Here is a 26,965-nt window from a genome sequence, read left to right on the forward strand (position 1 = left end):
GACGAATCGCTTTCGCAGCCTTCGGCAGCTCCTACAAATCCTGCGTTTAATTGGCAGGCACGGCCACCAGACTCAACACATGCTCGCCCTGCACGCTGAATTGCCCCTCCAACTCCTTGCCGTTGTGCCATTCGCTGGACAGGTCGGTCAGCAGACGCAGGCGGGCTTTGCCGTCGGCGGACCATTGCAGCAGCTGCGCGTCTTCGAAATAAAAGCGTTTATGCACGATGGGATACAGCGCCTTGAACAGTGCTTCCTTTATAGAGAAGGTCAGCGTCACGTGCAGAGCAACGTGCTCCGCAGGTCCGGCGGCCATTTGCTGCATTTCCCACGGCGTGAGGATTTCCCCGGCCAGACGCGTGGCGCGCTCGTGGCTGAGCAGGTTTTCAGTGTCCAGTCCCAGGCCACGCCAATGCTGTTTGTTGGCAACGATGGCCGCGGCCCAGCCGGTGCTGTGGGTGATGGAGCCGCAGATATCCGTCGGCCAGACCGGTGCACGGTCTTCGCCGATGTCCGGCACCCAGTCACGACCGTCCAGATGCTGCAGCGCTGCCCTGGCGCATAAACGGCCGGCGAGGAATTCGGTTTGTCGTTTGGCTACGGAGCGCTGAATGCTGGCAGGAGGCGTGATCACGCAGCGTTTAAAGTCGCCGTCAGCAAGTTGCTTTGGGTCGAAATGGCCGCTGACCAACGCCACATTCGCCAAGGCATGGGGCAAGGGCCAATGGTGATGGAGGGCTGGGCAGCAGGCGGGAAGGTGGTTTTGAGTCATGAGCGGCATTTTGCCGGGGGAATGCGGTGCTGGGAAGGCGGTTTGCCAGATACCGCAAAGTCGCCCGGCAAACACCAGACCTGTAGGCGCTCATCGAGGTTACGAGGCCAGCGATAGCGGTTTGCCTGACACTCCGCTATCGCTGGCCTCGTAACCTCGGTGAGCTCCTACAGGATTGTGGTTCATCCTAGGCGGGTTTACGCGCCAAACACTTTTTTCAAAAACGCCTGCATGTCTTTCCACGAGCTTTCATCAGCGGCTTTGTTATAGCCGATGTCCGGGCCGCCGTGCTCGCCATGGCTGAGGCGGTCGGCGTCAGGGTTGGTGAAGCCGTGTTTGGCGTCGGCAAGGCTGACGAATTTATAGTCGGCACCGGCGTCATCCATTTCCTTTTTGAAGGCGGCGACGTTTTCCGGAGTGACCATGCTGTCTTTAGCACCATGTTCCACCAGCATCGGGACTTTCACGCCGCCAGCTTTTGCGGGCGTATTGGTGACCAGTGCGCCATGGAAGCTGACCACGCCAGCCAACGGTTCGCCGCGACGGGCCGCATCGAGAACGATCTTGCCGCCGAAGCAGTAACCGATGGCTGCGATTTTCTTCGGGTCGGTCTGGGGTTGTTTCTTCAATTGCTCAAGGCCTGCATCGAAGCGCTTGTTGGCCGCATCACTGTCTTTCAACGCCGCCTGCATGAACGCCATGGCGTCTTTCGGGTGTTCGGTGTTCTTGCCTTCGCCGTACATGTCGATGGCCATGGCGCTATAGCCCAAAGCTGCAAGATCACGGGCGCGGCGTTTGGCATACTCGTTCAGGCCCCACCATTCGTGGATCACGATGATGCCGGGACGCTGGCCTTTGATGGCGTCGTCATAAGCGTAATACCCCACCAGCGGGGTGCCGTCGGCGCTTTTATAGTTGACCTGTTCGGTCTTGATGGCCGCCTGAGTCACACCGGCCAGCCCCATCATCAGCAACGCAATCCAGAAACGCATGATCTACTCCTTCTATATAGCGGGTGGGAATGCGCAAGAAGATTAGCGCATTGTGCCGAGTGTTTTTTATTGTGTGCGGTAGATAGTTGTTCAGCGCGGGTTCAGTGGGTGTTCAGGGCCGGTTCAGGGCGCGCAGACTAGTCTGGTGTCGTACCTGAACAGCGCCCGGCGCAAGAGGACTACACCATGACGACACTCAACAAGTTTTTCCTGGCTTTGGCTTTTCTGGGCGGCAGCGCAGCGGCGCAAGCGGCAGATAGCGGCAATGAAGTTTCCCGAGCACCGCTGAACAAGAGTGGTGAGCGGGTCGACAGGTTTGGCGAGAGTGGCAGGTCGCAAGGCAGTAGCGTCTGGAGTCAGGGCCTGAGTGAGCAGGGCGATGACCAGCCTCACGCCGACCGGCTGTATTATTCGGCGGCTTATGACAGCCTGTCGGGGACTTATAACGGTGTACCGGTCGCGCAGAAAACACTCTCGGGGCACTATGATCTGCGGCAGGCTCATGCGCCGGGGTTCAGTGCTGAAGAGGGTGATTCGCAAAGCTGGAAGCCGGGGCAGCAGGTGCTTTGAACTTCATGCCCTGTGGCCGAGGCGATGCGCGATCACGCAGCAAACATGGTCCTGCAGGAGCTCACGAGCAACGCGAGGCAGCGATGGCGGTTTGCCTGATAAATCGCAATCGCGGCCTCGCGTTGCTCGTGCACTCCTGCAGGATGTATTTCAATTCAGTGGTTTGTATGTTGTCTGGCAGGGCTGCCGAGTTGATTTTAGAACGTGAAACATCACCCAGGAGAACGTCATGAAGTTGCTGGTGGTTGAGGACGAGGCGCTGTTGCGCCATCACTTGCAAACCCGATTGACCGAGGCTGGCCATATCGTCGAGTCGGTCGCCAACGCCGAAGAGGCGCTGTATCAGGTCGGCCAGTTCAACCATGACCTGGCGGTGATTGATCTCGGGCTGCCGGGCATGAGCGGTCTGGAGCTGATTCGCCAGTTACGCACCCTTGGCAAGGCATTCCCGATCCTGATCCTGACCGCCCGGGGCAATTGGCAGGACAAAGTCGAAGGGCTGGCCGCCGGGGCTGATGATTACGTGGTCAAGCCGTTTCAGTTCGAAGAGCTGGAAGCGCGACTCAATGCCCTGCTGCGTCGGGCCAGCGGTTTTACCCACTCGACGATTATTGCCGGCCCCTTGCACCTGGACCTGAACCGCAAACAGGCGACGCTGGATGAGCAACCGCTGCCGCTGACCGCCTATGAATACCGGATTCTGGAATACCTCATGCGTCACCATCAGCAAGTGGTGGCCAAAGAGCGCCTCATGGAGCAGCTCTACCCTGACGACGAAGAGCGCGATCCGAACGTGATCGAGGTGCTGGTCGGTCGTCTGCGGCGCAAGATTGAAGGCACTGTAGCTTTCAAACCCATCGAAACCGTGCGCGGGCTGGGCTATCTGTTCAACGAGCGCTGCACATGATTCGTTCGCTGCACCTGCGCCTGATGATCGGCGCAGCGACCCTTGCAGTTATTTTCATGTTGCTCATGTTGCCTGCCTTGCAAGGCGCGTTCAGCCTGGCGTTGCGCGGCTCCATCGAGCAGCGCCTGGCGTCGGATGTGACCACGCTGATTTCTGCAGCCAGGGTCGAGAATGGCCGTCTGTTAATGCCTTCCGTACTGCCTGGCGAGCAATTCAACCTGCCCGGCTCGCGCTTGCTGGGCTACATCTATAACCGCCAGGGTGATCTGGTCTGGCGTTCGCTGGCCACCGAAGACGAGTTCATCGACTACCAGCCGCGTTACGACGGCAAGGGCAGTGAGTTCACGACGATCAGGGAATCCAACGGCGAAGAGTTTTTCGTCTATGACGTGGAAATCAAATTGCTGGGCGGCCGTAACGCGGCCTTCAGTATCGTGGCCCTGCAGCCGGTGCGCGGTTATCAGGAAACCGTGACTGAGTTGCGGCAAAAGCTTTATCTAGGATTTGGCGCGGCGTTGCTGGTATTGCTCGCGCTGCTCTGGCTGGGGCTGACCTGGGGGCTGCGTGCCTTGCGTGGTTTGAGTCAGGAGCTGGATCAGGTGGAGTCGGGCCAGCGCGAGAGCCTGAGTGAAAACCATCCCAGTGAACTGTTGCGTCTGACCGGCTCGTTGAACCGTTTGCTCAGCAGTGAGCGCGAGCAGCGGATTCGTTATCGCGATTCCCTTGATGACCTGGCCCACAGCCTGAAAACCCCGCTGGCGGTGTTGCAGGGTGTCAGCGAAAACATCGCCAAACGACCTGAGGATGTGGAGCAGGCGCGCATTCTGCAATCGCAGATCGAGCGCATGAGTCAGCAGATTGGCTATCAATTGCAACGCGCCAGCCTGCGCAAGAGCGGGCTGGTACGTCATCACGTCAGGCTGCGGCCGGTGGTGGAAAGCCTGTGCAATACGCTGGAGAAGGTTTATCGCGACAAGCAGGTGAAAGTGACGCTGGATTTACCGGACGAATGCGTGGTGCCGATGGAGGAGGGCGCTTTGCTGGAAATGCTCGGCAACCTGTTGGAAAACGCTTATCGGCTGTGCCTGGGGCAGGTGCGGGTCAGCCTGCGCCCGTCCGACTCTGGTGATGAGCTGTGTGTCGAAGACGACGGTCCCGGCGTGCCGGAAAACCAGCGTGAGCGTATTTTGCAGCGAGGCGAACGGCTGGACCGCCAGAACCCGGGGCAGGGGATTGGGCTGGCAGTGGTTAAAGACATCATCGGAAGCTATAACGCCCGCCTGACCCTGGATGACTCTCCGCTTGGCGGGGCTGCGTTCCGGATTCATTTTTTCGCGGGGTAGTTCCTCGCTGTTCCCCGATATCCCTGACACATCGCAGGACCTTTGTGGGAGCAGAGCTTGGTCTGGGCGGCACTGCGACGATAAACCATAACGCGGTGTGGCTTCTGGCTGCATCTCATGTATCGCGGGCAAGCCCGGCTCCCACAATTACACTGTCGGCCGCCAGATATCTGTGAGAGCTGAGCTTGCTCGCGATAAAACCTCCGCTCATCGTCGCCATGGTCTATAAGTCATGGGGTGGCGATTTGATGGCGGATCGGCGGATACCCGCCACTCCTTCTGAATTTATTCCGCTAATCGGCGGAAATCCGCCACGTCTGAGCGGATGTTCAAACCCCTACTAGACTCCAACATACCGGTTTACATGATGTTCAGCGTGTTTCGCAAAAGTGGCACGAGCTTTGCGATACAGGTGAGAGGTCTGCCTCGTGCAGCTCGACAAAACAAATCCCTCCAGTTGCAGGAGGGTTAGCTCGTTAGGCGTCGCGCGCATCACATGAATGGTGCCGACAACGCCCTTGAGGATGATTTCATGACGACTCGTCAGCCGATTTACAAATCCCTGTATTTCCAGGTCATCGTAGCAATCGTGATCGGTATTCTTATCGGCCACTTCTATCCTGACACCGGCAAGGCCCTCAAGCCGCTGGGCGACGGGTTCATCAAACTGATCAAAATGGTCATTGCCCCAATCATCTTCTGTACTGTGGTTAGCGGTATCGCTGGCATGCAGAACATGAAATCGGTGGGCAAGACTGGCGGCTACGCGCTGCTGTACTTCGAAATCGTATCGACCATCGCGCTGCTGATCGGTCTGGTCGTGGTCAACGTTGTTCAGCCGGGCGCCGGCATGAACATCGACGTGAGCACGCTGGATGCGTCCAAGATCGCCGCTTATGTAACGGCGAGTAAGGACCAGAGCGTCGTCGGCTTTATCCTCAACGTGATTCCGAACACCATCGTGGGTGCATTCGCTAACGGCGACATCCTGCAAGTGTTGATGTTCTCGGTGATCTTCGGCTTTGCGCTGCACCGCCTGGGTGCTTACGGCAAGCCGGTTCTGGACTTCATTGATCGCTTCGCACACGTGATGTTCAACATCATCAACATGATCATGAAGCTCGCGCCTATCGGTGCCTTCGGCGCCATGGCATTCACCATCGGTGCTTACGGTGTGAGCTCGCTGGTGCAGCTGGGTCAGTTGATGATCTGCTTCTACATCACGTGCGTCGCTTTCGTGCTGATCGTACTGGGTGGCATCTGCCGCGCTCACGGCTTCAGCGTTCTCAAGCTGATCCGCTACATCCGTGAAGAGCTGCTGATCGTACTGGGTACTTCCTCTTCGGAATCGGCACTGCCTCGCATGCTGATCAAGATGGAACGCCTGGGCGCACAGAAATCGGTAGTCGGTCTGGTTATCCCGACTGGCTACTCGTTCAACCTGGACGGTACTTCGATCTACCTGACCATGGCTGCAGTGTTCATCGCTCAGGCGACCAACACTCACATGGACATCACCCATCAGATCACCCTGCTGCTGGTTCTGCTGCTGTCGTCCAAAGGTGCTGCTGGCGTGACCGGTAGCGGCTTCATCGTACTGGCTGCAACCCTGTCGGCTGTTGGCCACTTGCCGGTTGCCGGTCTGGCGCTGATCCTGGGTATCGACCGCTTCATGTCCGAAGCCCGGGCCCTGACCAACTTGGTCGGTAACGCTGTTGCCACCGTTGTGGTTGCCAAGTGGGTAGGCGAGCTGGACACCGACAAGCTGCAATCCGAGCTGGCTTCCGGTGGTCGTGGTATCGACAACACTGCTCCAGTAGATGATCTGGGCGTTGCCGAACTGGCTGAAGAGCCAGTGACCCGTCCGATCCCGACGCGTAAGCCTGTTTAAACACAGCCCGCGTTACTGAAAAAACCCATCTTCGGATGGGTTTTTTTATGGATTGGCGGCTAGCCGCCACTATCGTTAGCAAGCTGATTTGACGACGTGGGATATGTGGGAGCGTGGCTTGCCCGCGATAAGGACGACTCGGTCTCAGGACAGCGTCCCGAAGCGGATAATTACCAATCCGCTTGACCAAGCCTGCGCGCACGGGTTCATCACGACATAGCGCGCCAACGCCTTTAGATCCTCATCACGTCGAACGGCACGGTCATGAAAACCTTGCTGCCAGATACTACCCGTGCGCCCTTGTGCAGCATTTACCGCTGCGCACGTCAGGGACTTTGTACGCCCGACTGCCTGACTCAATGAGCCACTCTTCAGTTCGAGTAACCAGTGGAAATGGTCAGGCATCACTACCCCGCAGTCGCGTAGAACCTCACACCACCCGTGTCTCACCACTGAATACCAACGTTTCCCGGCAACTGCGGCACAGGTAGCGGCGACCCTTGCGGACCATTTGGTGACGTTGGGCCGAGAACGGGAATTCACTTCCCGGGCAGGGGCAGCGGTAGATGTAGCGCGTGACGCTGCGGCGCTGGACGGCGTAGGTGTGGCAGCGGTTGGGTGGTAGCTCGTAGACGCCGCGCATTATCAGTTGCCATTCTTCACCGTGAGGCTGAATGCGGTCACCGAACAGTTGATGGGCGATCAGGTGCGCGACTTCATGGGCCACTGTCTGGCGCAGAAAGTCTTCGCTGTTTTCCCGGTAGAGCTGAGGGTTGAAGCGCAGCATGTTCTCATGCAAATGCGCGACGCCGGCTTTTTGGCCGCGAAGCTTGAGGCTGACGACCGGGCGTTTGAAAGGACGTTTGAAAAAGGCTTCGGCTTGTTGGTAACAGACTTCGACACGGGTGTTGAGTTGCTCGGGCATGCTTCATCGGTCTCCAGAGATGCCGAGTATGCCGTAAAAGGCTCGGGTATCGAAAACTCAAGCTGCCGAATGGTCATGCACAGATGCATGTCCTGTAGGCGCTGTCGAAGGCTGCGAAGCGCAGTGTCGTGTAAAACCGATTCGCAGCCTTCGGCAACTGTCATCAAACAGAATCTGATTTGGAGTATTTTTCCGTAGGAGCGCACGAGCACCGCGAGGCCGCGATGGCGGTGTATCAGGCAGGACACCATCGCGGCCTCGCGGTGCTCGTGCGCTCCTACAGGTCCTGGCGTTCAGTTGGTGTACTCGGGCCCCACACCAACACCCCACAGCACCACCGTAAACGCCATGATCGCTACCAACACCACAAGGCCTACCGCCAGGATCGAACTGGAGAACATGAAGCCTTCATCCGCCGGGACTTTCATGAAGGTCGGCACACCGACGTACAGCAGGTAAACCGTATAACAGATGGCCGCCGTACCGATCAGCATGCCCAGCCACATGTGTGGGTAGAGTGCGGCCAGGCCGCCGATGAACAACGGCGTCGCGGTATAGGTGGCAAACGCGATACAGCGAGCCAGGGTCGGTGTAGCGTCATAGGTGCGGGCCATCCAGTGAATGAAGCCGCCCATCACCGCGACACCGGCGAGCATGGCAATGTACGACATGATCGTCATCCAGATCGCGCTTTCATGGGTGAGCATGACCGGCGCTCGATCACCAATGACCCAGCCCATCTGCGTGGTACCGATGTACGCCGATACTGCCGGGATCGCTGCCAGAATCAGCGTATGCGTGAGGTACATATGGCTGATGCTTTCTTCTTCCTCGCTACGGATCTCCTGCCATTCCCGATCGGGATGGGTAAACAGTCCCCAGACGTGGTGGATCATGTGGAGTACTCCTTCCTTTTAGTCAGCGCAGTTCCCGCAGGCGCCTCGAAATCCAGGGGTATATCTACCCAGGTCCCGACTGAAGCCCCTCAACGTCCACGCTATCTAGCAGTATAGAAAGCCTCCAATGGTCCAAAACCGGCCTGTTAGAGTCATTGGCGATGTACAGGCCATTGGTAATAACCTCAGGCAGTAACCAGCGATCCTTAGCCGCGCGCCGCATTTATGCGTAAAATACCGGCCTTTTCTCCTTGTCATTGCAACCGGATACCAGCGCCATGGGCACCCTTTCAGTCAATCAGAACAAACTGCAGAAACGCCTGCGTCGCCTGGCGGGCGAAGCCGTGGCCGACTTCAACATGATTGAAGAGGGTGACAAGGTCATGGTGTGCCTGTCTGGCGGCAAAGACAGCTACACCATGCTCGACGTGTTGATGCACTTGCAGAAAGTCGCGCCGATCAAGTTCGACATCGTTGCGGTGAACATGGACCAGAAGCAGCCGGGCTTCCCGGAGCATGTACTGCCTGCGTACCTGGAAACGCTGGGGATCGAGTACCACATCGTCGAGAAAGACACGTACTCGGTGGTCAAGGAATTGATCCCGGAAGGCAAGACCACGTGCTCGCTGTGCTCACGTCTGCGTCGCGGCACGCTCTACACCTTTGCTGATGAGATTGGCGCGACCAAGATGGCGCTGGGGCATCACCGCGATGACATCGTCGAGACGTTCTTCCTGAACATGTTCTTCAATGGCTCGTTGAAAGCCATGCCGCCGAAACTTCGCGCCGACGATGGCCGTAACGTGGTGATTCGTCCATTGGCTTACTGCCATGAGAAGGACATTCAAGCCTATTCCGACTTCAAGAACTTCCCGATCATCCCGTGCAACCTGTGTGGTTCTCAGGAAAATCTGCAGCGTCAGGTGGTCAAGGACATGCTTCAGGAGTGGGAGCGCAAGACGCCGGGGCGTACCGACAGTATTTTCCGCAGCCTGCAAAATGTCATTCCGTCACAGCTGGCTGACCGCAACCTGTTCGACTTCACCAGCCTGCGCATCGACGAAACCGCTGCGTCGCGGTTTGTGAATGTGGTGAATATTTAAACGCCGTTACGTAGGAGCTGCCGAAGGCTGTGAAGCGCATTGACTGACACTCCGCGATTCGCAGCCTTTGGCAGCTCCTACAGGTTTGGCAGGCTCAGTGATTCACCGTAAACGCCAGCATCGCTGACAGCTGGCACAACGGCCTGCCGCTTTCGCTTTGCCATTGGTTGAATACCTGCTGGACGATGGCCTGATCGCGTTTGCTGGTCGGTACTTTGTCGACGATCTTCTGTGCGTTGAGCGCGGCCACTACGTCCCAGGTCGGAATAAAAGTGTCTTTGCCCACCATGCGCAAGAAGCGTGGCGCAGAGAGCCCGCCCATCTGGTTGCCGTGTTTGGCCAGGTACTGCCAGAGCCCGGTGATGTCATCCACCGGCCATTGGGCGATGAATTTGCCGAAGCTGCCGTGTTCCTTTTCGATGTCCAGCACCAGTTGCGCGTTGCGTGGCACGCTCTTGAGTTTGCCCAGGTGGCGAATGATCCGCGCATCCTGCATCAGCCGCTCGAGGTGGTCTGCGCCCATGAGCACGACTTTTTCCGGGTCGAAGCGGTAGAACACTTCTTCGAAGGTCGGCCATTTAGCGTCCACTAGGCTGTGTTTCAAACCGGCACGAAACACCCGCAAGGCCATGGTCGACAGGTAGCGGTCGTCGCTGATGGCTTGCAGTTGTTTGCTGGTTTTGGGTGTCGGCAAATGTGATTCGAGGGCTTTGGCCGAGCCGAAGCGGTTCAGGCAGTATTCATTCAGCCATTTGTAGTCGTGCATTACTGCTCCAGAAAATGATGCGTACAGCCTCAGACTTGGCCTTCGCCCGCAAGTTTGCGGTTTCGCTGAAAAGTCCATCTGATGTACAGCAGCGCGCTGACAAATACGGCCAGACTGACGAGCATTTCCAACACGCCAAACAGCGCGCGATTGGGATCGAAAGCCGCCAGCGCACCTTTGATGAAGTACAGATTGACCACAAAACACAACCACGAATGAGCGCGCGTGCTACCGCTGATGATCCCCGGTGCGAACAGCAGCAGCGGCACCAGTTCGATCAGCAGGATCACCCAGGGCCTTGCGCCGTGCAGGTCGGCTATCCACAGGTAATAAATGCTCAGCAGCGTCATCAGCCCGAAAAAGCTCGTCAGGCTGATGAGGCGGCTGATCTTCACTCGCGGTTCCAGCCAGTCCAGCGCAGGCAGGACCTTGGGTTTTTTAGCCACGGGACGGGTCCAGCAGCAGGGCGGTTTTCGCCAGACGCTGGCCGAGTGCGCGACACAGTTGAGTTTCGTGTGGGTCCAGCGGACGCTTGCCGTCCGGCCCGGCATGGTGGCTGGCGCCGTATGGTGTGCCGCCGCCACTGGTTTCTACCAGTGCCGATTCGCTGTAAGGCAGGCCAGTGATCAGCATGCCATGGTGCAGCAACGGCAGGAGCATCGACATCAGGGTGGTTTCCTGACCGCCGTGCAGGCTGGCGGTGGAGGTGAACACGCTGGCCGGTTTGCCCACCAGTGCGCCGGTCAGCCACAGGTTGCTGGTGCCATCGAGGAAGTATTTGAGCGGCGCAGCCATGTTGCCGAAGCGCGTCGGGCTGCCAAGGGCCAGACCCGCGCAGTTCTTCAAATCATCCAGCGTCGCGTACAGCGCGCCACTTTCCGGAATGCTCGGCGCCACGGACTCGCACTCGGTGGAGATCGCAGGCACGGTGCGCAAACGCGCTTCCATGCCGCCCAATTCGATACCACGGGCAATCTGCCGGGCCATTTCGCTGGTTGAGCCGTTGCGGCTGTAAAACAGGACCAGGATGTACGGGGTGCTCATGGCAAAAGCTCCAGGACGTTTTCTGGTGGGCGGCCGATGACGGCCTTGTCACCGGCAACCAGAATCGGCCGCTCGATGAGTTTGGGATGCGCGACCATGGCGTCGATCAATGCGTCGTCGCTCAGGTCCGCAAGGTTGAGGGTTTTGTAATCGTCTTCGCCGGTGCGCAGCAGTTGGCGGGCACTGATGCCCAGCTTGCTTAGCACGTCACGCAGTTGCCCGGCGTCGGGCGGGGTTTCGAGATACAGCACGATGGACGGGCTCAGGCCTCGGGCTTGCAGCAGTTCCAGCGCGCCGCGTGATTTGGAGCAGCGCGGGTTGTGATAAAGCGTCAGGTCGGTCATTTGCAGGTCGCATCTAGCCTAAGGTGGCGGCTATTCTACCCGCCATAGATCCATGGCTAAACACCGAGCGGTGATCGGTCGCAGGTTTGAGTATTCGATGAGAGTCGCCCCGGCGCCCTGACACCACGCTGTCGCGGAGCAAAAACGGGACCTGTGGGAGCTCGTGAGCTCCTGCAGAAAAGCATTCCAAATCGGGTAGTTATATTTTTTATGAATGTGAGGAACAACATGGCGAGGCGATTGGCAGCGGTAGTGGCATTGGTCGGCAGTGTGTTGCTGGCGGGTTGTGGCGTGGATCTGGGGACTGACCAGAACGGCCAGAAAGTTGCCAGCGACCGCATCGACAAACATTGGCTGGTGATCAACTATTGGGCTGAATGGTGCGGCCCGTGCCGGGTAGAAATCCCCGAGCTTAATCATCTCTCGGAAGAGCTCAAGGACCAGAAGGTGACGGTGCTTGGGGTGAACTTCGACAACTTGCAGGGCGAAGAACTGAAAACCGCCAGTAATGCGCTGGGTATCAAGTTCACGGTCTTGGCTCAGGACCCGGCTGCGCAATACGACCTGCCGCCAAGTGAGGCATTACCGGTGACGTACATCATCGATGACAAGGGCAAGATGCGTGAGCAGTTGCTGGGCGAACAGACCGCAGCAGGTGTAGCGGCGAAGCTAAAGGCGCTGCGCGGGGAGGGGTAACGTACCTGGGTTATTGATTTTCTGTAGGGCAGCCCCGGTGTAAATGGCACAACTTGTATGACGGCAAACATTGGACCCGTAGGAGTGAGCTTGCTCGCGATTGGATTTCTCTAGATAAATTATTGCCTGACCTGACGCTATCGCGAGCAAGCTCACTCCTGCAGGGATAGCGGCGTGTCAGATGTGCCTTGCGGACTCAACCCTCTTCCCAAAACCTCAACGGCTTGCCTTGCGCAGGCCACAAGCGTAGTTGGTCGATGGGTGAGATGTCCCAGCGCTGGACTTTGCCCATCGCCTGCAGGAACCGTTGCTCTTGCTCCATCAACGCCGGGGCGCACATTTTGCGGGTGCTGCCGACGGCGCCAAAAGTGATGGTCTCGTCTTGCAGGGTGTACGAGGCGAACCAGTGGTTGCAGCCTGCATTGCCATACGCGCGGCCATCGGCGCCCAGGGTCATGGTCAAGTGGCTGTTGTCGATCAGCGGACGTTCGCCGATCCATTCCAGCACGTAACTCTGGTCATGCTTGATCGGCAGCGGTTGTGTCGCGCAGCCGGTGAGCAAGGCAGCACCGACGAGTGCTGACAGGGCAAACGGTTTCATGCAGCTTTCTCCTGGCACTTCTTGCACAGATGCTTTTCACCTTCGGACTTCCAGCCCAGTTCGGCGATGCGCGCTGATGCGGCGGGTTTCTGCGCGGCAACACCCGCCTTGGCGTCGACCATGAACTCGAAGTCCAGGACCACACCGCAGCTGTCGCAATTGACCTTCCACTGATGGATGGCCAGTTCGTCGAAGACCGGCCCTTTGGCTACAGCGATCCACTGGCCAGGCGGGTTGATCAGGTGGCGGACCTTCTCGACCTGCAGGCGCATGTGCAGGGTTTTACTGCCTTTGATGGTCACCAGCAGTTCGTCACGATCATGAATCGAACCGCCGTTGCCGGTCACTTGATAGCGGCCCGGTGCCAGGGTGCGGCACTCGGTCAGGGTGTGTTGCGGGTTGAGCATGCTGTAGCGAAAATCGTGTTCGGCCATGAGGTCCTCCAAATTGCGCGCATCCTATCACGCAGTTGTGGCATTTCTCCCTTCGCTAACTTGCGACCAGATTGTGCGGTGTACCGCTTGCCCAGGCGTGGATGTTGTCCAGCGTGGTCTGCGCGATAGCTCCGAGGGCTTCGTGGGTCAGAAAAGCCTGATGAGCGGTCACGATCACGTTGGGGAAAGTCAGCAGACGCGCCAGCACATCGTCTTGCAGCGGATGATCGGAGCGGTCTTCGAAAAACAGCAGCGCTTCTTCTTCGTAAACATCCAGCCCCAGATAGCCAAGCTGGCCGCTTTTCAAGGCTTCGCTCAGGGCCGGAGTGTCAACCAGTGCGCCGCGTCCGGTATTAATCAGCATGGCACCGCGCTGCATGGTCGCCAGCGATTGAGCGTTGATCAGGTGCCGGGTCTGCGGGGTCAGCGGGCAGTGGAGGCTGATGATTTGCGACTGTTGCAGTAATTCGTCGAGGCTTAAATAACGTGCGCCGAGGGCCTGGACTTGCGGGTTGGGGAAGGGGTCGTAAGCCAGTAGTTCACAGCCGAAGCCCGACATGATTTTGGCGAAGGTCGCGCCAATCTGCCCGGTGCCGACGATGCCGACGGTTTTGCCTACCAGATCAAAGCCGGTCAGGCCATGCAGGCTGAAGTCGCCGTCGCGGGTGCGGTTGTAGGCGCGATGCAGGCGACGGTTGAGAGCCAGAATCAACGCGACCGCGTGCTCGGCCACGGCATGGGGCGAGTAGGCTGGCACCCGCACGACGCTGATTCCCAGCCTTTGTGCGGTCGGCAGGTCGACATGGTTATAACCCGCCGAACGCAAGGCAATCAGGCGAGTGCCGCCTGCAGCCAGACGCTCCAGCACCGGGGCGCTGAGGTCATCATTGATGAACGCGCACACCACCTCGTGGCCGTCCGCCAGCGCAGCCGTTTCCGGCGTGAGACGCGCGGGTTGGAAGTGCAGTTGAAGATTGGCTGGCAGGCGCGCGGCAAGAAAGCTCTCGCGGTCGTAAGTCTGGCTGCTGAAGATCAGAGTGCGCATCTACGGTTCCTTGTAGTGTTGGGGATGTACCGGATCCTGTAGGCGCTCACGAGCACCGCGAGGCCGCGATAGCGGTCTGTCTGATAAACCGCCATCGCGGCTCGCGGTGCTCGTGCGCTCCTACAGGTCCTATGTTTGGCGCGAGTAGCGCGGTGCCATGGAGAACGGGATCACACCCGTCAGATCAGGCACTCACTCGCGCTTCATCCGCCAGGCGTTTCATCGCCGATTCCAGTTCGTCCAATGCCTCGTTGACTTGCGGTGCATTTTGCTTGAGTAGCGTTTCGCTGCGTTGACATGCAGCACGTAATTGCGGAACTCCACAGTATCGGGTTGCGCCATGCAGACGATGCACGCGTTCGAGCAGGGTTTCCCGATCGTCGCCCTCACGGGCGGCGCGAATCGCCTCACGGTCGCCATCCAGTGAAGCAAGCAGCATTGCGAGCATGTCCGCGGCCAGGTCGGGTTTGCCTGCTGCCAGTCTTAGCCCTTCGTCGTGGTCAAGCACAGACAGGTCGACGCCACGGTGGCTGCTTTCGACCTTGCGCTCCGGCGTCTGATTACGCAAGGCCAGGCCGGTCCACTTCAGCACCACTTGGGCCAGTTGCCGTTCGCTGATGGGTTTGGTCAGGTAATCGTCCATGCCGCTTTGCAGCAGAGCACGCTTTTCGTTGGCCATGGCGTGGGCGGTCAGCGCGACGATAGGCAGCGAGGAGCTCTGGCGCTCGGTCTCCCAGGCGCGGATCGCTTCGGTGGTCTGCCGGCCGTCCATACCTGGCATTTGCACGTCCATCAACACTAGATCGAAAGTTTCGCTCTGCACGGCATGCAGTGCCGCGTAGCCGCTATCGACGGCCGTGACCTCGGCGCCCATGTCTTCCAGTAGCGTCTGCACCAACAGCAGGTTGGCCGGGTTGTCATCCACACAGAGCAAACGCGGCGGCCGGCTCGACAGTGGCTCGGCGGCATCGCTGCGCTGGGTTCGAGGGCTGATCAGCTCGCACAGGGCGCGACGCAGTTTGCGGGTGCAAGCCGGTTTGGCCTGCAACTGGGTATAGATGTCCGGGACTGCGAGCTGAAACAGCGCCTGCTCAGTGGTCGGGCAAAGGACCAGGACTTTGCAGCCGAGGTTTTCCAGGTCCCAGATGTTCTGGCGCAAGCGTTCTGGTGGCAGTTCATGCGCGGTGATGCCCAAGACCGCAAGGCTGATGGCTGCTGGAGTCTGATGCGCGGCAGTGACGCCGTTGAGCAGGTTTTCCAGATTATTGAACACCAGGGTCTGCAAACCGCAGTCCTCCAGTTGGTGTTCAAGTGCCTGACGGGCCAGGTCATGATGTTCCAGTACCGCGACCCGCAGCCCTTGCAAGGGCAGGGCAGGCAGGTCTTCGATGTCGTCCCGGGCTTTGGGCAGGCGCAGGCTGATCCAGAATTCGGAACCTTCGCCGGGCTCGCTGTCGACGCCGATCTCGCCCCCCATCTGCTCGATCAACCGCTTGGAAATCACCAGACCCAGGCCCGTACCTCCGGGCTGTCTGGACAATGAATTGTCAGCCTGACTGAAGGCCTGAAACAAGGCGCGCACGTCCTGGCTGGAAAGTCCGATGCCGGTGTCCTGCACGCTGATGCGCAACTGTGCGCTGTCATCGTTTTCGTCTTCGACCATGGCCCGGGCGACGATGGTGCCTTCGCGGGTGAACTTGATCGCGTTGCTGACCAGGTTGGTCATGATCTGTTTCAGCCGCAGCGGGTCACCGAGCAGCGACAGCGGCGTGTCGCGGTACACCAGACTGACCAGCTCCAATTGCTTGGCATGGGCGGCGGGGGCGAGGATGGTCAGGGTGTCTTGCAGCAGGTCGCGCAGGTTGAACGGCACATTGTCGAGGACCAGTTTGCCAGCCTCGATTTTCGAGAAGTCGAGAATTTCGTTGATGATGCCCAGCAGGCTGTCGGCTGACTTTTCGATGGTGCCCAGGTAATCGTACTGGCGCGGCGTGAGTTCGCTTTTTTGCAGTAAATGGGTAAACCCGAGAATGCCGTTGAGCGGGGTGCGAATTTCGTGGCTCATGTTGGCCAGGAATTCGGACTTGATCCGGCTCGCCTCCAGCGCTTCTTTGCGCGCAAGGTCTAGCTCGATGTTCTGGATTTCAATGGTCTCCAGGTTCTGCCGAACGTCTTCGGTGGCCTGCTCGATGCTGTGCTGCAATTCTTCCTGAGCGTTTTGCAGCGTGGAAGCCATGCGGTTGATGCCAGAAGCCAGTTCGTCGAGTTCCAGACTGCCCAAAGGCGGCAAGCGGGTTTCCAGGTTGCCGTCCTTGAGTTGCGAAACGGCTTGTTTGATCAGACTGATGGGGCCGTTGATGGTGCGGCTCATGCGTAGCGCGAGCACCGCGGTCAGGCCCATCCCGGCCAGAATCAGCAAAAGGCTGAAGAACATGCTGCGATAACCGCGCAGCAGGGTGCCGCTATGGGTCAACTCTACTTCGACCCAGCCCAGCAGGCGGTCGGCTTCATCGGGGATGACCTCGCTGGTCAGATGGCGCTGACGACCGAGTACCGGTAACAGGTAACGGGTGGCGTCGTTGCCGGTGCGCTGCAGTAATTTGCTGCTGTTACCCTCGGGCGCGGGATTGATCATGCTTGGCCCGGCATGGGCGAGCACTTCCCGATCTGCGCTGAGGAACGACACCGAACGCACATCGTTCTGCTCCAGCGTCTCGACGGCAATGCGTTCAAGCAGGCCCGTGTCACTGCGGCCGAGCGCTGGCGCTGCGAGCGGAGCCAGCTCCTGAGCGATCATTTCGCCACGCTGCAGTAGTTGCGCCTGCAAGTCATGCAACTGCATCCAGGTGAAATACCCCCCGAGCAGTATCGCCATCAGGATGGCCGGCACAATGGTCAGCAGCAGGACGCGGCCTTTAATACCCAGCTTCTTCAGCACACTTGTTTCTCCAGCGAGCCAGGTGGCCGGTGAGCGTCACGCGGCTTGAGGTTGGCAGATTTCAGGCCAGTGTAGCCATTTGATCGAGTCTAATGGCCGCATAATACCCGTACCGGGCGAAGGGTGGCTTGCATCACGGGTTATGCGTTATTCCATTTGGCGATAAGTCCCGCACTTTGCGTGATATGGGCTTTAGGCGTTTGCCGTTATGATAGGCGCCCCCGCAGTCTGGATTGCGAATACGCCATGACCCTGCAGTACCCAACCATTGCCGATTGCGTCGGCAACACCCCGCTTGTGCGCCTGCAGCGCATCGCGGGTAATACCAGCAATACGCTCCTGCTCAAACTGGAGGGAAACAACCCTGCCGGTTCGGTCAAGGATCGTCCTGCGTTGTCGATGATTACCCGTGCCGAACTGCGTGGCCAGATTCATCCTGGTGACACCCTGATTGAAGCGACCTCTGGTAACACTGGTATCGCCCTGGCCATGGCTGCGGCGATCAAGGGCTACAAGATGGTCCTGATCATGCCGGACAACTCCAGTGCCGAGCGCAAGGCGGCAATGACCGCCTACGGCGCCGAGCTGATTCTGGTCAGCAAGGAAGAGGGCATGGAAGGTGCCCGCGACCTGGCTGAGCGGATGCAGAATGAAGGTCGCGGCAAGGTCCTGGATCAGTTCGCCAACGGTGACAACCCGCAAGCGCATTACACCAGCACCGGCCCGGAAATCTGGCAGCAGACGGGCGGCACTATCACCCATTTCGTCAGTTCCATGGGTACCACGGGCACCATCATGGGTGTCTCGCGTTACCTCAAAGAACAGAACCCGAATGTGCAGATCGTCGGCCTGCAACCGATGGAGGGTGCGGCGATTCCTGGCATTCGTCGCTGGCCGGAAGAGTACCTGCCGCGCATCTATCAGGCTGACCGGGTTGATCGCATCGTCGATATGGCCCAGATCGAAGCCGAAGACACCATGCGCCGTCTGGCCCGCGAAGAAGGCATCTTCTGCGGCGTGTCCTCGGGCGGTGCGGTAGCGGGCATGTTGCGTCTGTCCCGTGAAGTCGAAAATGCGGTCATGGTCGCGATCATTTGTGACCGTGGCGACCGTTACTTGTCGACCGGCGTTTACGACGCGCCCAACTGATGGCCAAACATGAAAGAGGCCTGCGCTTCCAACCAGCAGGCGGTACCCGGACCAACCAGATTCCGACCGGAAAAAAACAGCGGCTGACTATTGAACGCCTGGCAAACGACGGGCGTGGTATCGCGTTTTTCGAAGGCAAGACCTGGTTTGTCGCGGGCAGCCTTGCAGGCGAGGAAGTCGAAGCGCGGGTGCTCAATGCCCACGGCAAGATTGTTGAAGCGCGCACCGAGCGTGTGTTTAACGGCAGCGCGATGCGTCGTCCGGCGCCGTGTGAGCACTTCGGTCGCTGCGGTGGCTGCAGCGTGCAGCACGTGCCCCACACTGAGCAGCTTGCCCTGAAACAGCGCATGCTGGCGGAGCAGTTGCAGCGGGTCGCGGGTGTTGAACCAGAGCAATGGGCAGCGCCGTTGACCGGTCCGGAGTTCGCCTACCGCAGGCGCGCCCGGGTCGCCGTACGCTGGGACGTCAAGGCCAAACGGCTTGATGTGGGGTTCCGCGCCGCTGCCAGCCAGGACATCGTCGCCATCGACGAATGCCCGGTGCTGGTACAGGCCTTGCAACCGATCATGATGCAACTGCCGGGCGTGCTGAAAAGCTTCAGCAAGCCTCAGGTGTTGGGGCACGTCGAGTTGTTCTGGGGGACCTCAAGTGCGGTATTAGTCCGACATACTGCGCCGTTGGCGGATGCTGATCTCAACAATTTGAAAGCATTTTGCCATGCTCATGACGCACAACTATGGTTGCATGGGGACGGTGATCCGCAGCCGGTAGAGGCTTCGCAATCTCTGGGCTATCGATTGGAGCCTTGGGATCTGGAGCTGGCGTATCGGCCGGGAGATTTCATTCAGGTCAACGCGGCGGTCAATACCGCGATGATCGAACAGGCGCTGGAGTGGTTGGCACCTCAGGCCGATGAGCGGGTACTGGATCTGTTTTGCGGGCTAGGCAATTTTGCCCTGCCGTTGGCGAAAACGGTCAAAGAGGTGGTGGCGGTCGAAGGGGTTGCGACCATGGTCGAGCGTGCCACCTGCAACGCAATGAGTAATGATCTACACAACGTGGCATTTTTTCAGGCGGATCTTTCGCAGCCCCTGGATAAGGCGGAATGGGCAGCACAAGGCTTTACTGCGGTGCTTCTGGACCCGCCGCGTGACGGTGCTTTTGAAGTGGTGCGCAAGCTGAAGACGTTAGGTGCCCGGCGGTTACTTTATGTTTCATGTAATCCGGCAACTTTGGCTCGCGACACTGTCGAATTGCTCAGTCAGGGCTACAGATTAAAACGTGCCGGTATCCTCGATATGTTTCCACAGACGGCACATGTCGAGGCCATGGCGTTATTTGAAGCGAGTAAGTAAGCAGCGGCCCAAGGAATCGAGTCGGCTGTTTACACGGAGTCTCGTTTAATCCGACTGACCCGCGAACACCAGTCCTTGCTTGCCCGGCAAGGAGTGTTCGCTCAAGAAGGTCAGCGACTGTAGGCGCTATTCATCGCGCCTTAGGGAAGGTAAGCAACATGGTACAGGTGAGAGCACACCAGCCGATAAACACAGACGGCAGTATCAATCTCGACGCATGGCTTGATCACGTGGTCAGCGTCGACCTCATAGTGGATCGACAGGCCCTGAAAGAGGCCTGCGAGTTTGTTCGGCAAGCCGAGCAACAGGACAACGCTGCGAAGAACCTCTGGGCCGAAGGTACCTCCAGTTTTCATACGGGGCTGGAAATCGCCGAGATCCTCGCCGATCTCAAGCTCGATCAGGATTCGCTGGTTGCAGCGGTTCTGTATCGTGGGGTGCGCGAAGGCAAGATCCCTTTGCACGATGTCGAGCAGCGCTTCGGGTCAACGGTTGCCCGGCTGATTGACGGCGTGCTGCGCATGGCGGCGATCAGTGCGAGTCTTAGTCCGCGCCAGTCCTTGGTGTTGGGCACTCAGGTTCAGGTGGAAAACCTGCGCAAGATGCTGGTGGCGATGGTCGACGACGTTCGCGTGGCGTTGATCAAGCTGGCTGAGCGTACGTGTGCGATTCGTGCGGTGAAGAATGCCGACGAAGAAAAGCGCAACCGGGTTGCCCGTGAAGTTTTCGATATCTATGCGCCGCTGGCCCACCGGCTCGGTATTGGTCACATCAAATGGGAGCTGGAGGATTTGTCCTTCCGCTACCTGGAGCCTGAGCAATACAAGCAGATCGCCAAGTTGCTGCATGAGCGTCGTCTTGATCGCGAGCGTTTCATCAGCGAAGTGATGTCGCAACTGGACAACGAACTGCTGGCCACCGGCGTCAAGGCCGATATCAGTGGCCGGGCCAAACACATTTATTCCATCTGGCGCAAAATGCAGCGCAAAGGTCTGGATTTCAGCCAGATCTACGACGTTCGCGCCGTGCGCGTGCTGGTTCCGGAAATGCGCGACTGCTACACCGCGCTGGGTATCGTGCACACCTTGTGGCGGCACATTCCCAAGGAGTTTGACGATTACATCGCCAACCCCAAGGAAAACGGTTATCGCTCGCTGCACACTGCGGTTATCGGGCCGGAGGGCAAGGTACTGGAAGTGCAGATTCGCACCCATGCCATGCACGAAGAGGCCGAGCTGGGCGTCTGCGCTCACTGGCGCTATAAGGGCACCGACGTTAAGTCCAGCTCCAATCATTACGAAGAGAAAATCTCCTGGCTGCGTCAGGTGCTGGAATGGCACGAGGAACTGGGTGATATCGGCGGGCTGGCTGAACAACTGCGCGTCGACATCGAGCCAGACCGTGTCTATGTCTTCACCCCGGACGGTCATGCCATCGACTTGCCCAAGGGCGCTACGCCGCTGGACTTCGCGTATCGGGTACACACCGAAATCGGCCATAACTGCCGGGGCGCGAAGATCAACGGCCGTATCGTGCCGCTCAACTACAGCCTGCAGACCGGTGAGCAGGTCGAGATCATTACCAGCAAGCAAGGCACGCCGAGCCGCGACTGGCTGAACTCGAACCTGGGTTACATCACCACGTCCCGGGCGCGGGCGAAGATTGTTCACTGGTTCAAATTGCAGGCGCGTGACCAGAACGTGGCGGCCGGTCGAACCTTGCTCGAACGTGAGCTGGCGCGTCTGGCCCTGCCCGCGGTGGACCACGAGCGTTTGGCGGAAAAAGCCAACATGCGTGCCGCTGATGACATGTACGCGGCATTGGGTGCGGGCGATCTGCGTCTGACTCAACTGGTCAATCTGGCGCAACAACTGGTTGAGCCGGAACGCGGCAACGAGCAACTGGAACTTATTCCGCGCAAAGCCACTGGCTACAAGCCTGGCAAGCGCGGCGATATTCAGATCCAGGGCGTCGGCAACCTGATGACGCAAATGGCCGGTTGCTGCCAGCCGTTGCCGGGCGATGCCATTGTCGGCTATATCACCCAAGGCCGTGGCGTGAGCATTCACCGTCAGGACTGCGCCTCGGTATTGCAGTTGGGCGGTCGCGAGCCGGAGCGGATCATTCAAGTCAGTTGGGGCCCGGTGCCGGTGCTCACCTATCCGGTGGACATCATCATCCGTGCTTACGACCGCTCGGGTTTGTTGCGCGACGTGTCCCAGATCCTGCTCAACGAGCGGATCAACGTTCTGGCGGTCAACACACGCTCGAACAAGGAAGACAACACCGCATTGATGTCGCTGACCATCGAGATTCCAGGGCTGGATGCGCTGGGCCGGTTGTTGGGGCGGATCTCGCAGTTGCCGAACATTATCGAGACGCGGCGAAACAGAACGCCGTAATCGTGCTTGCACCGGTAGGCGCGAACTTGTTCGCGAGGCGATGGACCTGTGTATCCAGGAAGGTTGCCTCGCGAACAAGTTCGCTCCTACCGGTGGCAGTACGACTGAATTGGGGCCTCCATGTACACACTCCAGGACCTGCTCCACCTCATGGCCCGTCTGCGTGACCCGAAGTACGGTTGCCCGTGGGACGTGCAGCAGAATTACGCCAGCATCGTGCCGCATACCCTTGAAGAGGCTTACGAAGTGGCCGACGCCATTGAGCGCGGTGACTTCGATGATCTCAAGGGCGAGTTGGGCGATTTGCTGTTTCAGGTGGTTTATTACAGCCAATTGGCCAGGGAAGAAGGGCGATTCGAGTTTGATGGCGTGATCGATGGCATCACGCGCAAACTGATTCGTCGTCATCCCCATGTTTTCCCCACCGGCGATTTGTATGCCCCGCTGGAAACCCCACGCCTGAATGACGAAGAGGTCAAGCAGCGCTGGGAAGAGATCAAGGCTCAGGAGCGTGCCGGTAAGGCCAGGGCACCCGAGCAATTGTCACTGCTTGATGACGTGCCCGCCGTTTTGCCTGCGTTGTCTCGTGCCGCCAAGTTGCAAAAACGTGCCTCGCAGGTAGGTTTCGACTGGCCTTCAGCCTTGCCTGTGGTCGACAATGTCCGCGAAGAGCTTGATGAAGTGTTGGAAGCCATGGCTGACAACGACGCTGCGGGCATCGAAGAGGAAGTCGGAGACTTGTTATTCGCGGCGGTGAATCTGGCTCGGCATCTCAAGGTTGATCCTGAAAATGCCCTGCGCGCTGCCAACCGCAAATTCGAGCGCCGCTTCCGATTTATCGAACAGGCATTGCGCGACACCCAGCGTCCCATGGAAGATTGCACCCTCGAAGAAATGGACGCCCTGTGGGGCGAAGCCAAACGTCAGGAAAAGAACGCGCCCAGCTGTGGCTGAGCCCGCTGCATCTGCATAAGTGAGTAGACAATGAGCATTTCCCTTCGCGATCAGTTACTCAAGGCAGGCCTGGTCAACCAAAAGCAGGCCAAGCAGGTCAGCAAGGACAAACAGAAAGAACAGCGTCTGGCGCACAAGGGTCAGATTGAAATCGACGACTCGCAAAAGCGTGCTGCCCAGGAAGCTGCGGCCGAGAAGGTCAAACGCGATCAGGAGCTCAATCGTCAGCAGCAGGAGAAGGTCGAGCAGAAGGCCCGTGCCGCCCAGGTCAAGCAATTGATCGAGTCGTCGCGCCTGCCCAAGCTGACCACCGAGGACTACTACAACTTCGTCGACGACAAGAAGGTCAAGCGCCTGTCGGTCAACAACCTGATGCGCAGCAAGCTGAGCAACGGTTCGCTGGCGATCGTCAGTCATGGCGGGGGTTACGAAGTTATTCCACGTGAGGCAGCGCTGAAGATTCAGGAGCGCGACCCGCGTCGTATCGTGATGCTCAGCGAGCCAACTGAAGAGAAAGCCGACGGCGATGATCCGTACGCGGCTTACAAGATCCCTGATGATCTGATGTGGTGATCTGACTCGTAACCAAACAAAACCCGCCAAGTGCGGGTTTTGTTTTTAAAGCGATTCTGATGTTGCGGATTACTGACTGCGTTGGTTTTCCTGTGCTTCGAGTTCCATCTTGTAACGCTGTGCATCGGACTCGACGTGAAACATGCCAACCAGCTGATCCTGCTGGTGGACGTCCCAGATTTGAATGCCATCGGCAATGCTCTCATGGGAGATATGGGCGTCGTCGCGTTCAGTTACGGTTACGGTCATGATTCAAACTCCTGACTTGGACTGCGGCGATCTGTCGCAGGCCTCAGTTATAGAATTTGTTAGCTCGCTACGTAAATAGTTGGTTTTTTTCATGTTCGGTTGCGGCAGCGGGCGGGATGCTGGAGGCCTTGATTTATGAGGGCTACAGCGGGTCTGTCAGGTAAATGAAGATTATTTCATGTGGTTGTTTTCTGTAGGAGTGAGCTTGCTCGCGATAGTGTTTCATCAGGAGAAGTTTTTTGAATTGATGAATTTTTATCGCGAGCAAGCTCACTCCTACAGACAGAGCGCGATCTGACTGTCCGGGCTTTCACGAGCACAAAAAAGCCCCGCACGATGGCGGGGCTTTTTTATTACTGTCGGGCGGCTATCAGCTGCCTTTAACCGCTTTGCCATTCACCGTGCCGTCCAGCAGCATGATGTTGTATTCCTTGCCGTCGGTTTCGACCTGTTGCAGGCGAACCAGCAGGTAGTCCCAGTCCTTGGCGAACCAGAGCACGGTAATGCGCTTGCTTTGTGTCGGGTCGCGCACGCGCTCGACCTTGATGGCGTCGATCTGGCCCGCCTTGGTGGCGACCTTCTCGGAGCCCAGCACGCGGAAGTCATAGGTATCAATCTCGTCACCGTCGACGACTTGATAGGTCATGGTCTTCTTGCCAGCCGCCACATCGTGTTGCAGGGCCAGTTGATAAGTGGATTTGTCCAGAACGCCACGGTTCAAAGGCAGCTTGATGGCATCGCCACGATCACTGCCGGTGATGAACTTGGTGGACCAGTCAAACGCCAGGTCAACTTTCTTGGATTTGCCCAGACCGCCACGCTCGAAGTTGTAGGTCTGCGGCAGCATGGTGTCCTTGTCGACCTTCAGCGTGCTGACTTCACTCAGGCTGGCGATCATCATGGAAGCTTTGAAATTCAGGGTCCAGACACCGTTCGGGCCGGAGGTCAGGCTGCGTTCGGCCGTGCCGCTCATGGGCAGCTGTTTCCAGTCGGCGGTGTAGCTGGCGGAGAATGGTTGCAGGTCTGCGGCCTGGGTGGCAGGCAATGCGAGCAGAGCGAAAGCGAACAGCAAAGCGCGACGCATAATATCTCCTAGGTTCGAATCAAGTGGCCATTGGCGGCGATCAACTGCCCGTCCAATAATGCGCCTTCTGTGCCAAGGCTCAAGCGGCCCTCGGCAAACCAGCGAATGGCCAGTGGGTAAATGTGGTGTTCCTGAACGTGAACACGCTGCGCCAGGGTGCGCGGCGTATCGTCGGGCGCCACTGAAATCACTGCCTGTACGACCAGTGGCCCTCCGTCGAGTTCCTCGGTGACGAAGTGCACGGTACAACCATGCTCGGCGTCGCCAGCATCCAGCACCCGTTGATGGGTGTGCAAGCCTTTATAGAGAGGAAGCAGGGAAGGGTGGATGTTCAGCAGGCGTCCCTGATAGTGCCGGACGAAACCAGCGGTCAGGATGCGCATGAATCCGGCGAGGACAACAAGCTTGGGCTGGAAGGTATCGATCACTTCGATCAGCGCGGCATCGAATGCCTCGCGGCCGTCGTAATCCTTGTGGTCAAGGATGCGGGTATCGATACCTGCGTCCTTGGCGCGCTGCAAACCGAAGGCATCGGCGCGGTTGGAAATCACCGCGCGGATGCGGGCGGGATGGTCACCGCCCTTGAAGCTGTCAATCATGGCTTGCAGATTGCCGCCGGTGCCGGAAAGCAGCACCACTACATCACAGGATGCGGGCATCAGTGCGCCTTGAGGTTCTTCAGCTCGACTTGCGCAGCGCCTTCGGCAGCGTTGGCGATCTGGCCGATAACCCAAGGCTGCTCGCCCGCTTCGCGCAATACATTCAGCGCGGTTTCAACGTGCTCTTGAGCCACGCAGATCACCATGCCGACGCCGCAGTTCAGCACGCGGTGCATTTCGTTTTCAGCGACGTTGCCTTGCTGCTGCAGCCAGTCGAACACCGCTGGACGCTGCCAGCTCGCAACGTCGACTACCGCCTGGGCACCGGCCGGGAGAACGCGCGGGATGTTGTCCAGCAGACCACCGCCAGTGATGTGGGCCATGGCTTTGACAGCGCCAGTGTCCTTGATCAGCTTGAGCAGAGGCTTAACGTAGATGCGGGTCGGGGCCATCAGCAGCTCGGTCAGCGGTTTGCCTTCGAGCTGTATGTTTTCGATGTCGGCACCTGCGACTTCGATGATCTTGCGGATCAGCGAGTAGCCGTTGGAGTGCGGGCCGGAAGACGGCAGGGCGAGCAGAGCATCACCGGCAGCGACTTTAGAACCGTCGATGATCTCGGCCTTTTCTACGACGCCGACGCAGAATCCAGCCAGATCGTAGTCTTCGCCTTCGTACATGCCAGGCATTTCAGCGGTTTCGCCGCCCACCAGCGAGCAACCCGCCAGTTCGCAGCCAGCACCAATGCCAGTGACTACGTCGGCAGCGGTGTCGACGTTGAGTTTGCCGGTGGCGTAGTAGTCCAGGAAGAACAGCGGCTCGGCGCCGCACACCACCAGATCGTTGACGCACATGGCGACCAGATCGATGCCGATGGTGTCGTGTTTGTTCAAGTTCAGCGCCAGACGCAGTTTGGTGCCGACGCCGTCGGTACCGGAAACCAGTACAGGCTGCTTGTAACCAGCCGGGATTTCGCAGAGGGCGCCGAAGCCACCCAGGCCGCCCATGACTTCCGGCCGCTTGGTGCGCTTGGCGACGCTCTTGATGCGTTCGACCAATGCTTCACCGGCGTCGATGTCTACACCGGCGTCTTTGTAGCTCAGGGAGGGTTGCTTGCTCATAATCCAGGCCTTTAGGGGGGATTCGGGGGATCGACCGAAACAGCGGGGCCTCTGAAAAGCTGTATCCAGTTTTCGGGCCGCCACCATCGCCAGTCTGCGAAGGCGCGCGATTTTATCAGGCTTGGGCCTTACCGGCCATCCTTAGGCCGACGGGCTGGCGCATTGAAAGCAAAAAAACTGTGTGTCAGTGTGCTGTCCGGTTCGATGCCGCCTCT

The 26,965-nt window shown here is 58.6% G+C and carries 27 protein-coding genes and 1 pseudogene; 11 read left to right on the top strand and 17 right to left on the bottom strand.

Features of this window, described 5'->3' with window-relative positions:
* Positions 1-46: 46 nt before the first annotated feature.
* Both ABRP31_RS05695 and ABRP31_RS05700 read right to left on the bottom strand, forming a co-directional pair.
* Complete coding sequence (locus tag ABRP31_RS05695) at positions 47-772, bottom strand: 4'-phosphopantetheinyl transferase superfamily protein (protein ID WP_349973265.1); 726 nt, start codon at positions 770-772, stop codon at positions 47-49.
* 197 nt (positions 773-969) lie between these two features.
* A complete protein-coding gene (locus tag ABRP31_RS05700; protein WP_349973262.1) occupies positions 970-1,764 on the bottom strand; it encodes a dienelactone hydrolase family protein in 795 nt (264 codons plus the stop codon).
* 186 nt (positions 1,765-1,950) lie between these two features.
* Between ABRP31_RS05700 and ABRP31_RS05705 the strand changes: the two genes are divergently transcribed.
* From ABRP31_RS05705 to ABRP31_RS05720, 4 genes are all read left to right on the top strand, one after another.
* Positions 1,951-2,334 carry a hypothetical protein gene (locus ABRP31_RS05705; protein WP_349973260.1) on the top strand — a complete coding sequence of 128 codons (384 nt, stop codon included), beginning with the start codon at positions 1,951-1,953 and terminating at the stop codon, positions 2,332-2,334.
* 229 nt (positions 2,335-2,563) lie between these two features.
* The gene (locus tag ABRP31_RS05710) at positions 2,564-3,241 is read left to right on the top strand and encodes a response regulator transcription factor (protein WP_087272452.1); all 678 of its coding nucleotides are present in this window, start codon (positions 2,564-2,566) and stop codon (positions 3,239-3,241) included.
* Positions 3,238-4,584, top strand: a complete 1,347-nt coding sequence (locus ABRP31_RS05715) for an ATP-binding protein (RefSeq protein ID WP_349973257.1) — start codon at positions 3,238-3,240, stop codon at positions 4,582-4,584. Before ABRP31_RS05710 ends, ABRP31_RS05715 begins: the two co-directional genes overlap by 4 nt.
* Positions 4,585-5,116: 532 nt before the next feature.
* Positions 5,117-6,475, top strand: a complete 1,359-nt coding sequence (locus ABRP31_RS05720) for a dicarboxylate/amino acid:cation symporter (protein WP_087272563.1) — start codon at positions 5,117-5,119, stop codon at positions 6,473-6,475.
* 148 nt (positions 6,476-6,623) lie between these two features.
* On the opposite strand, the pseudogene ABRP31_RS05725 reads toward ABRP31_RS05720, so the two are convergent.
* The 3 genes and pseudogenes from ABRP31_RS05725 to ABRP31_RS05735 all read right to left on the bottom strand — a co-directional run.
* Positions 6,624-6,886 (bottom strand): annotated as a pseudogene (locus ABRP31_RS05725) (transposase); the annotation flags it as partial.
* A 19-nt stretch (positions 6,887-6,905) separates the two neighbouring features.
* Positions 6,906-7,400, bottom strand: coding sequence for a SprT family zinc-dependent metalloprotease (locus ABRP31_RS05730; RefSeq protein ID WP_087272446.1), 495 nt, complete (start codon positions 7,398-7,400; stop codon positions 6,906-6,908).
* A 293-nt stretch (positions 7,401-7,693) separates the two neighbouring features.
* Positions 7,694-8,296: a Yip1 family protein gene (locus tag ABRP31_RS05735; protein WP_349973680.1), complete on the bottom strand. Its 603-nt coding sequence runs from the start codon at positions 8,294-8,296 to the stop codon at positions 7,694-7,696.
* Between the two features lie 278 nt (positions 8,297-8,574).
* Between ABRP31_RS05735 and ttcA the strand changes: the two genes are divergently transcribed.
* Positions 8,575-9,399 carry a tRNA 2-thiocytidine(32) synthetase TtcA gene (ttcA, locus tag ABRP31_RS05740; protein WP_087272440.1) on the top strand — a complete coding sequence of 275 codons (825 nt, stop codon included), beginning with the start codon at positions 8,575-8,577 and terminating at the stop codon, positions 9,397-9,399.
* A gap of 94 nt (positions 9,400-9,493) precedes the next feature.
* Here ttcA and ABRP31_RS05745 read toward each other — a convergent pair whose 3' ends face one another.
* From ABRP31_RS05745 to arsC, 4 genes are read right to left on the bottom strand one after another with little or no spacing between them, the layout of a single operon-like run.
* Positions 9,494-10,165 carry a DNA-3-methyladenine glycosylase I gene (locus ABRP31_RS05745; RefSeq protein WP_087272438.1) on the bottom strand — a complete coding sequence of 224 codons (672 nt, stop codon included), beginning with the start codon at positions 10,163-10,165 and terminating at the stop codon, positions 9,494-9,496.
* 29 nt (positions 10,166-10,194) lie between these two features.
* Positions 10,195-10,611 carry a DUF2069 domain-containing protein gene (locus ABRP31_RS05750; RefSeq protein WP_349973682.1) on the bottom strand — a complete coding sequence of 139 codons (417 nt, stop codon included), beginning with the start codon at positions 10,609-10,611 and terminating at the stop codon, positions 10,195-10,197.
* The gene (gene wrbA, locus ABRP31_RS05755) at positions 10,604-11,209 is read right to left on the bottom strand and encodes an NAD(P)H:quinone oxidoreductase (protein WP_087272431.1); all 606 of its coding nucleotides are present in this window, start codon (positions 11,207-11,209) and stop codon (positions 10,604-10,606) included. The genes ABRP31_RS05750 and wrbA overlap by 8 nt, the downstream gene beginning before the upstream one ends.
* Entirely contained in the window at positions 11,206-11,553 is a 348-nt protein-coding gene (gene arsC, locus ABRP31_RS05760; RefSeq protein WP_349973684.1) for an arsenate reductase (glutaredoxin), read from the bottom strand. The genes wrbA and arsC overlap by 4 nt, the downstream gene beginning before the upstream one ends.
* A 228-nt stretch (positions 11,554-11,781) precedes the next feature.
* On the opposite strand from arsC, the gene ABRP31_RS05765 reads away from it, so the two are divergent.
* The gene (locus tag ABRP31_RS05765) at positions 11,782-12,249 is read left to right on the top strand and encodes a TlpA disulfide reductase family protein (protein ID WP_087272425.1); all 468 of its coding nucleotides are present in this window, start codon (positions 11,782-11,784) and stop codon (positions 12,247-12,249) included.
* A gap of 196 nt (positions 12,250-12,445) precedes the next feature.
* Here the strand turns inward: ABRP31_RS05765 and ABRP31_RS05770 are convergent, their stop codons facing one another.
* The 4 genes from ABRP31_RS05770 to ABRP31_RS05785 all read right to left on the bottom strand — a co-directional run bounded on the left by ABRP31_RS05770 (position 12,446) and on the right by ABRP31_RS05785 (position 17,267).
* Positions 12,446-12,850: an META domain-containing protein gene (locus tag ABRP31_RS05770; RefSeq protein ID WP_349973686.1), complete on the bottom strand. Its 405-nt coding sequence runs from the start codon at positions 12,848-12,850 to the stop codon at positions 12,446-12,448.
* Positions 12,847-13,284 carry a hypothetical protein gene (locus ABRP31_RS05775; protein WP_087272417.1) on the bottom strand — a complete coding sequence of 146 codons (438 nt, stop codon included), beginning with the start codon at positions 13,282-13,284 and terminating at the stop codon, positions 12,847-12,849. Before ABRP31_RS05775 ends, ABRP31_RS05770 begins: the two co-directional genes overlap by 4 nt.
* A gap of 55 nt (positions 13,285-13,339) precedes the next feature.
* Positions 13,340-14,329: a 2-hydroxyacid dehydrogenase gene (locus ABRP31_RS05780; protein ID WP_087272414.1), complete on the bottom strand. Its 990-nt coding sequence runs from the start codon at positions 14,327-14,329 to the stop codon at positions 13,340-13,342.
* A 184-nt stretch (positions 14,330-14,513) separates the two neighbouring features.
* Entirely contained in the window at positions 14,514-17,267 is a 2,754-nt protein-coding gene (locus ABRP31_RS05785) for a response regulator (RefSeq protein WP_349973687.1), read from the bottom strand.
* Between the two features lie 246 nt (positions 17,268-17,513).
* Here ABRP31_RS05785 and cysM point away from each other — a divergent pair, with 246 nt between their 5' ends.
* From cysM to ABRP31_RS05810, 5 genes are all read left to right on the top strand, one after another.
* Positions 17,514-18,416, top strand: a complete 903-nt coding sequence (gene cysM, locus ABRP31_RS05790) for a cysteine synthase CysM (protein WP_087272408.1) — start codon at positions 17,514-17,516, stop codon at positions 18,414-18,416.
* The gene (gene rlmD, locus ABRP31_RS05795) at positions 18,416-19,771 is read left to right on the top strand and encodes a 23S rRNA (uracil(1939)-C(5))-methyltransferase RlmD (RefSeq protein WP_349973689.1); all 1,356 of its coding nucleotides are present in this window, start codon (positions 18,416-18,418) and stop codon (positions 19,769-19,771) included. The genes cysM and rlmD overlap by 1 nt, the downstream gene beginning before the upstream one ends.
* Before the next feature lie 158 nt (positions 19,772-19,929).
* Complete coding sequence (relA, locus tag ABRP31_RS05800) at positions 19,930-22,173, top strand: GTP diphosphokinase (RefSeq protein WP_087272401.1); 2,244 nt, start codon at positions 19,930-19,932, stop codon at positions 22,171-22,173.
* A 120-nt stretch (positions 22,174-22,293) separates the two neighbouring features.
* On the top strand, positions 22,294-23,127 hold the full coding sequence (mazG, locus tag ABRP31_RS05805; RefSeq protein ID WP_187522389.1) for a nucleoside triphosphate pyrophosphohydrolase: 834 nt from the start codon (positions 22,294-22,296) through the stop codon (positions 23,125-23,127).
* A 30-nt stretch (positions 23,128-23,157) separates the two neighbouring features.
* Positions 23,158-23,700 (top strand): DUF2058 domain-containing protein, encoded by a 543-nt coding sequence (locus tag ABRP31_RS05810; protein ID WP_027899229.1) that lies wholly within the window; start codon positions 23,158-23,160, stop codon positions 23,698-23,700.
* Between the two features lie 69 nt (positions 23,701-23,769).
* Here the strand turns inward: ABRP31_RS05810 and ABRP31_RS05815 are convergent, their stop codons facing one another.
* From ABRP31_RS05815 to purM, 4 genes are all read right to left on the bottom strand, one after another.
* Entirely contained in the window at positions 23,770-23,949 is a 180-nt protein-coding gene (locus ABRP31_RS05815; RefSeq protein ID WP_087272395.1) for a hypothetical protein, read from the bottom strand.
* Between the two features lie 370 nt (positions 23,950-24,319).
* Positions 24,320-25,033: a DUF3108 domain-containing protein gene (locus ABRP31_RS05820; protein WP_087272392.1), complete on the bottom strand. Its 714-nt coding sequence runs from the start codon at positions 25,031-25,033 to the stop codon at positions 24,320-24,322.
* 8 nt (positions 25,034-25,041) lie between these two features.
* Positions 25,042-25,692: a phosphoribosylglycinamide formyltransferase gene (purN, locus tag ABRP31_RS05825; RefSeq protein WP_349973691.1), complete on the bottom strand. Its 651-nt coding sequence runs from the start codon at positions 25,690-25,692 to the stop codon at positions 25,042-25,044.
* Entirely contained in the window at positions 25,692-26,750 is a 1,059-nt protein-coding gene (purM, locus tag ABRP31_RS05830) for a phosphoribosylformylglycinamidine cyclo-ligase (RefSeq protein WP_087272386.1), read from the bottom strand. Before purM ends, purN begins: the two co-directional genes overlap by 1 nt.
* Positions 26,751-26,965 lie beyond the last annotated feature (215 nt).

The organism is Pseudomonas caspiana (genome assembly GCF_040224095.2).
GTDB lineage: Bacteria > Pseudomonadota > Gammaproteobacteria > Pseudomonadales > Pseudomonadaceae > Aquipseudomonas > Aquipseudomonas caspiana.

Coding starts and splice junctions, on each gene's coding strand:
- purM (WP_087272386.1), bottom strand. CDS start 26,750: ATGAGCAAGCAACCCTCCCTGAGCTACAAAGACGCCGGTGTAGACATC.
- ABRP31_RS05745 (WP_087272438.1), bottom strand. CDS start 10,165: ATGCACGACTACAAATGGCTGAATGAATACTGCCTGAACCGCTTCGGC.
- ABRP31_RS05695 (WP_349973265.1), bottom strand. CDS start 772: ATGACTCAAAACCACCTTCCCGCCTGCTGCCCAGCCCTCCATCACCAT.
- ABRP31_RS05810 (WP_027899229.1), top strand. CDS start 23,158: ATGAGCATTTCCCTTCGCGATCAGTTACTCAAGGCAGGCCTGGTCAAC.
- ABRP31_RS05780 (WP_087272414.1), bottom strand. CDS start 14,329: ATGCGCACTCTGATCTTCAGCAGCCAGACTTACGACCGCGAGAGCTTT.
- ABRP31_RS05715 (WP_349973257.1), top strand. CDS start 3,238: ATGATTCGTTCGCTGCACCTGCGCCTGATGATCGGCGCAGCGACCCTT.
- ABRP31_RS05705 (WP_349973260.1), top strand. CDS start 1,951: ATGACGACACTCAACAAGTTTTTCCTGGCTTTGGCTTTTCTGGGCGGC.
- ABRP31_RS05735 (WP_349973680.1), bottom strand. CDS start 8,296: ATGATCCACCACGTCTGGGGACTGTTTACCCATCCCGATCGGGAATGG.
- wrbA (WP_087272431.1), bottom strand. CDS start 11,209: ATGAGCACCCCGTACATCCTGGTCCTGTTTTACAGCCGCAACGGCTCA.
- ABRP31_RS05730 (WP_087272446.1), bottom strand. CDS start 7,400: ATGCCCGAGCAACTCAACACCCGTGTCGAAGTCTGTTACCAACAAGCC.
- ABRP31_RS05770 (WP_349973686.1), bottom strand. CDS start 12,850: ATGAAACCGTTTGCCCTGTCAGCACTCGTCGGTGCTGCCTTGCTCACC.
- ABRP31_RS05815 (WP_087272395.1), bottom strand. CDS start 23,949: ATGACCGTAACCGTAACTGAACGCGACGACGCCCATATCTCCCATGAG.
- ABRP31_RS05710 (WP_087272452.1), top strand. CDS start 2,564: ATGAAGTTGCTGGTGGTTGAGGACGAGGCGCTGTTGCGCCATCACTTG.
- relA (WP_087272401.1), top strand. CDS start 19,930: ATGGTACAGGTGAGAGCACACCAGCCGATAAACACAGACGGCAGTATC.
- ABRP31_RS05820 (WP_087272392.1), bottom strand. CDS start 25,033: ATGCGTCGCGCTTTGCTGTTCGCTTTCGCTCTGCTCGCATTGCCTGCC.
- arsC (WP_349973684.1), bottom strand. CDS start 11,553: ATGACCGACCTGACGCTTTATCACAACCCGCGCTGCTCCAAATCACGC.
- ttcA (WP_087272440.1), top strand. CDS start 8,575: ATGGGCACCCTTTCAGTCAATCAGAACAAACTGCAGAAACGCCTGCGT.
- purN (WP_349973691.1), bottom strand. CDS start 25,692: ATGCCCGCATCCTGTGATGTAGTGGTGCTGCTTTCCGGCACCGGCGGC.
- mazG (WP_187522389.1), top strand. CDS start 22,294: ATGTACACACTCCAGGACCTGCTCCACCTCATGGCCCGTCTGCGTGAC.
- rlmD (WP_349973689.1), top strand. CDS start 18,416: ATGGCCAAACATGAAAGAGGCCTGCGCTTCCAACCAGCAGGCGGTACC.
- ABRP31_RS05765 (WP_087272425.1), top strand. CDS start 11,782: ATGGCGAGGCGATTGGCAGCGGTAGTGGCATTGGTCGGCAGTGTGTTG.
- ABRP31_RS05720 (WP_087272563.1), top strand. CDS start 5,117: ATGACGACTCGTCAGCCGATTTACAAATCCCTGTATTTCCAGGTCATC.
- ABRP31_RS05775 (WP_087272417.1), bottom strand. CDS start 13,284: ATGGCCGAACACGATTTTCGCTACAGCATGCTCAACCCGCAACACACC.
- ABRP31_RS05700 (WP_349973262.1), bottom strand. CDS start 1,764: ATGCGTTTCTGGATTGCGTTGCTGATGATGGGGCTGGCCGGTGTGACT.
- cysM (WP_087272408.1), top strand. CDS start 17,514: ATGACCCTGCAGTACCCAACCATTGCCGATTGCGTCGGCAACACCCCG.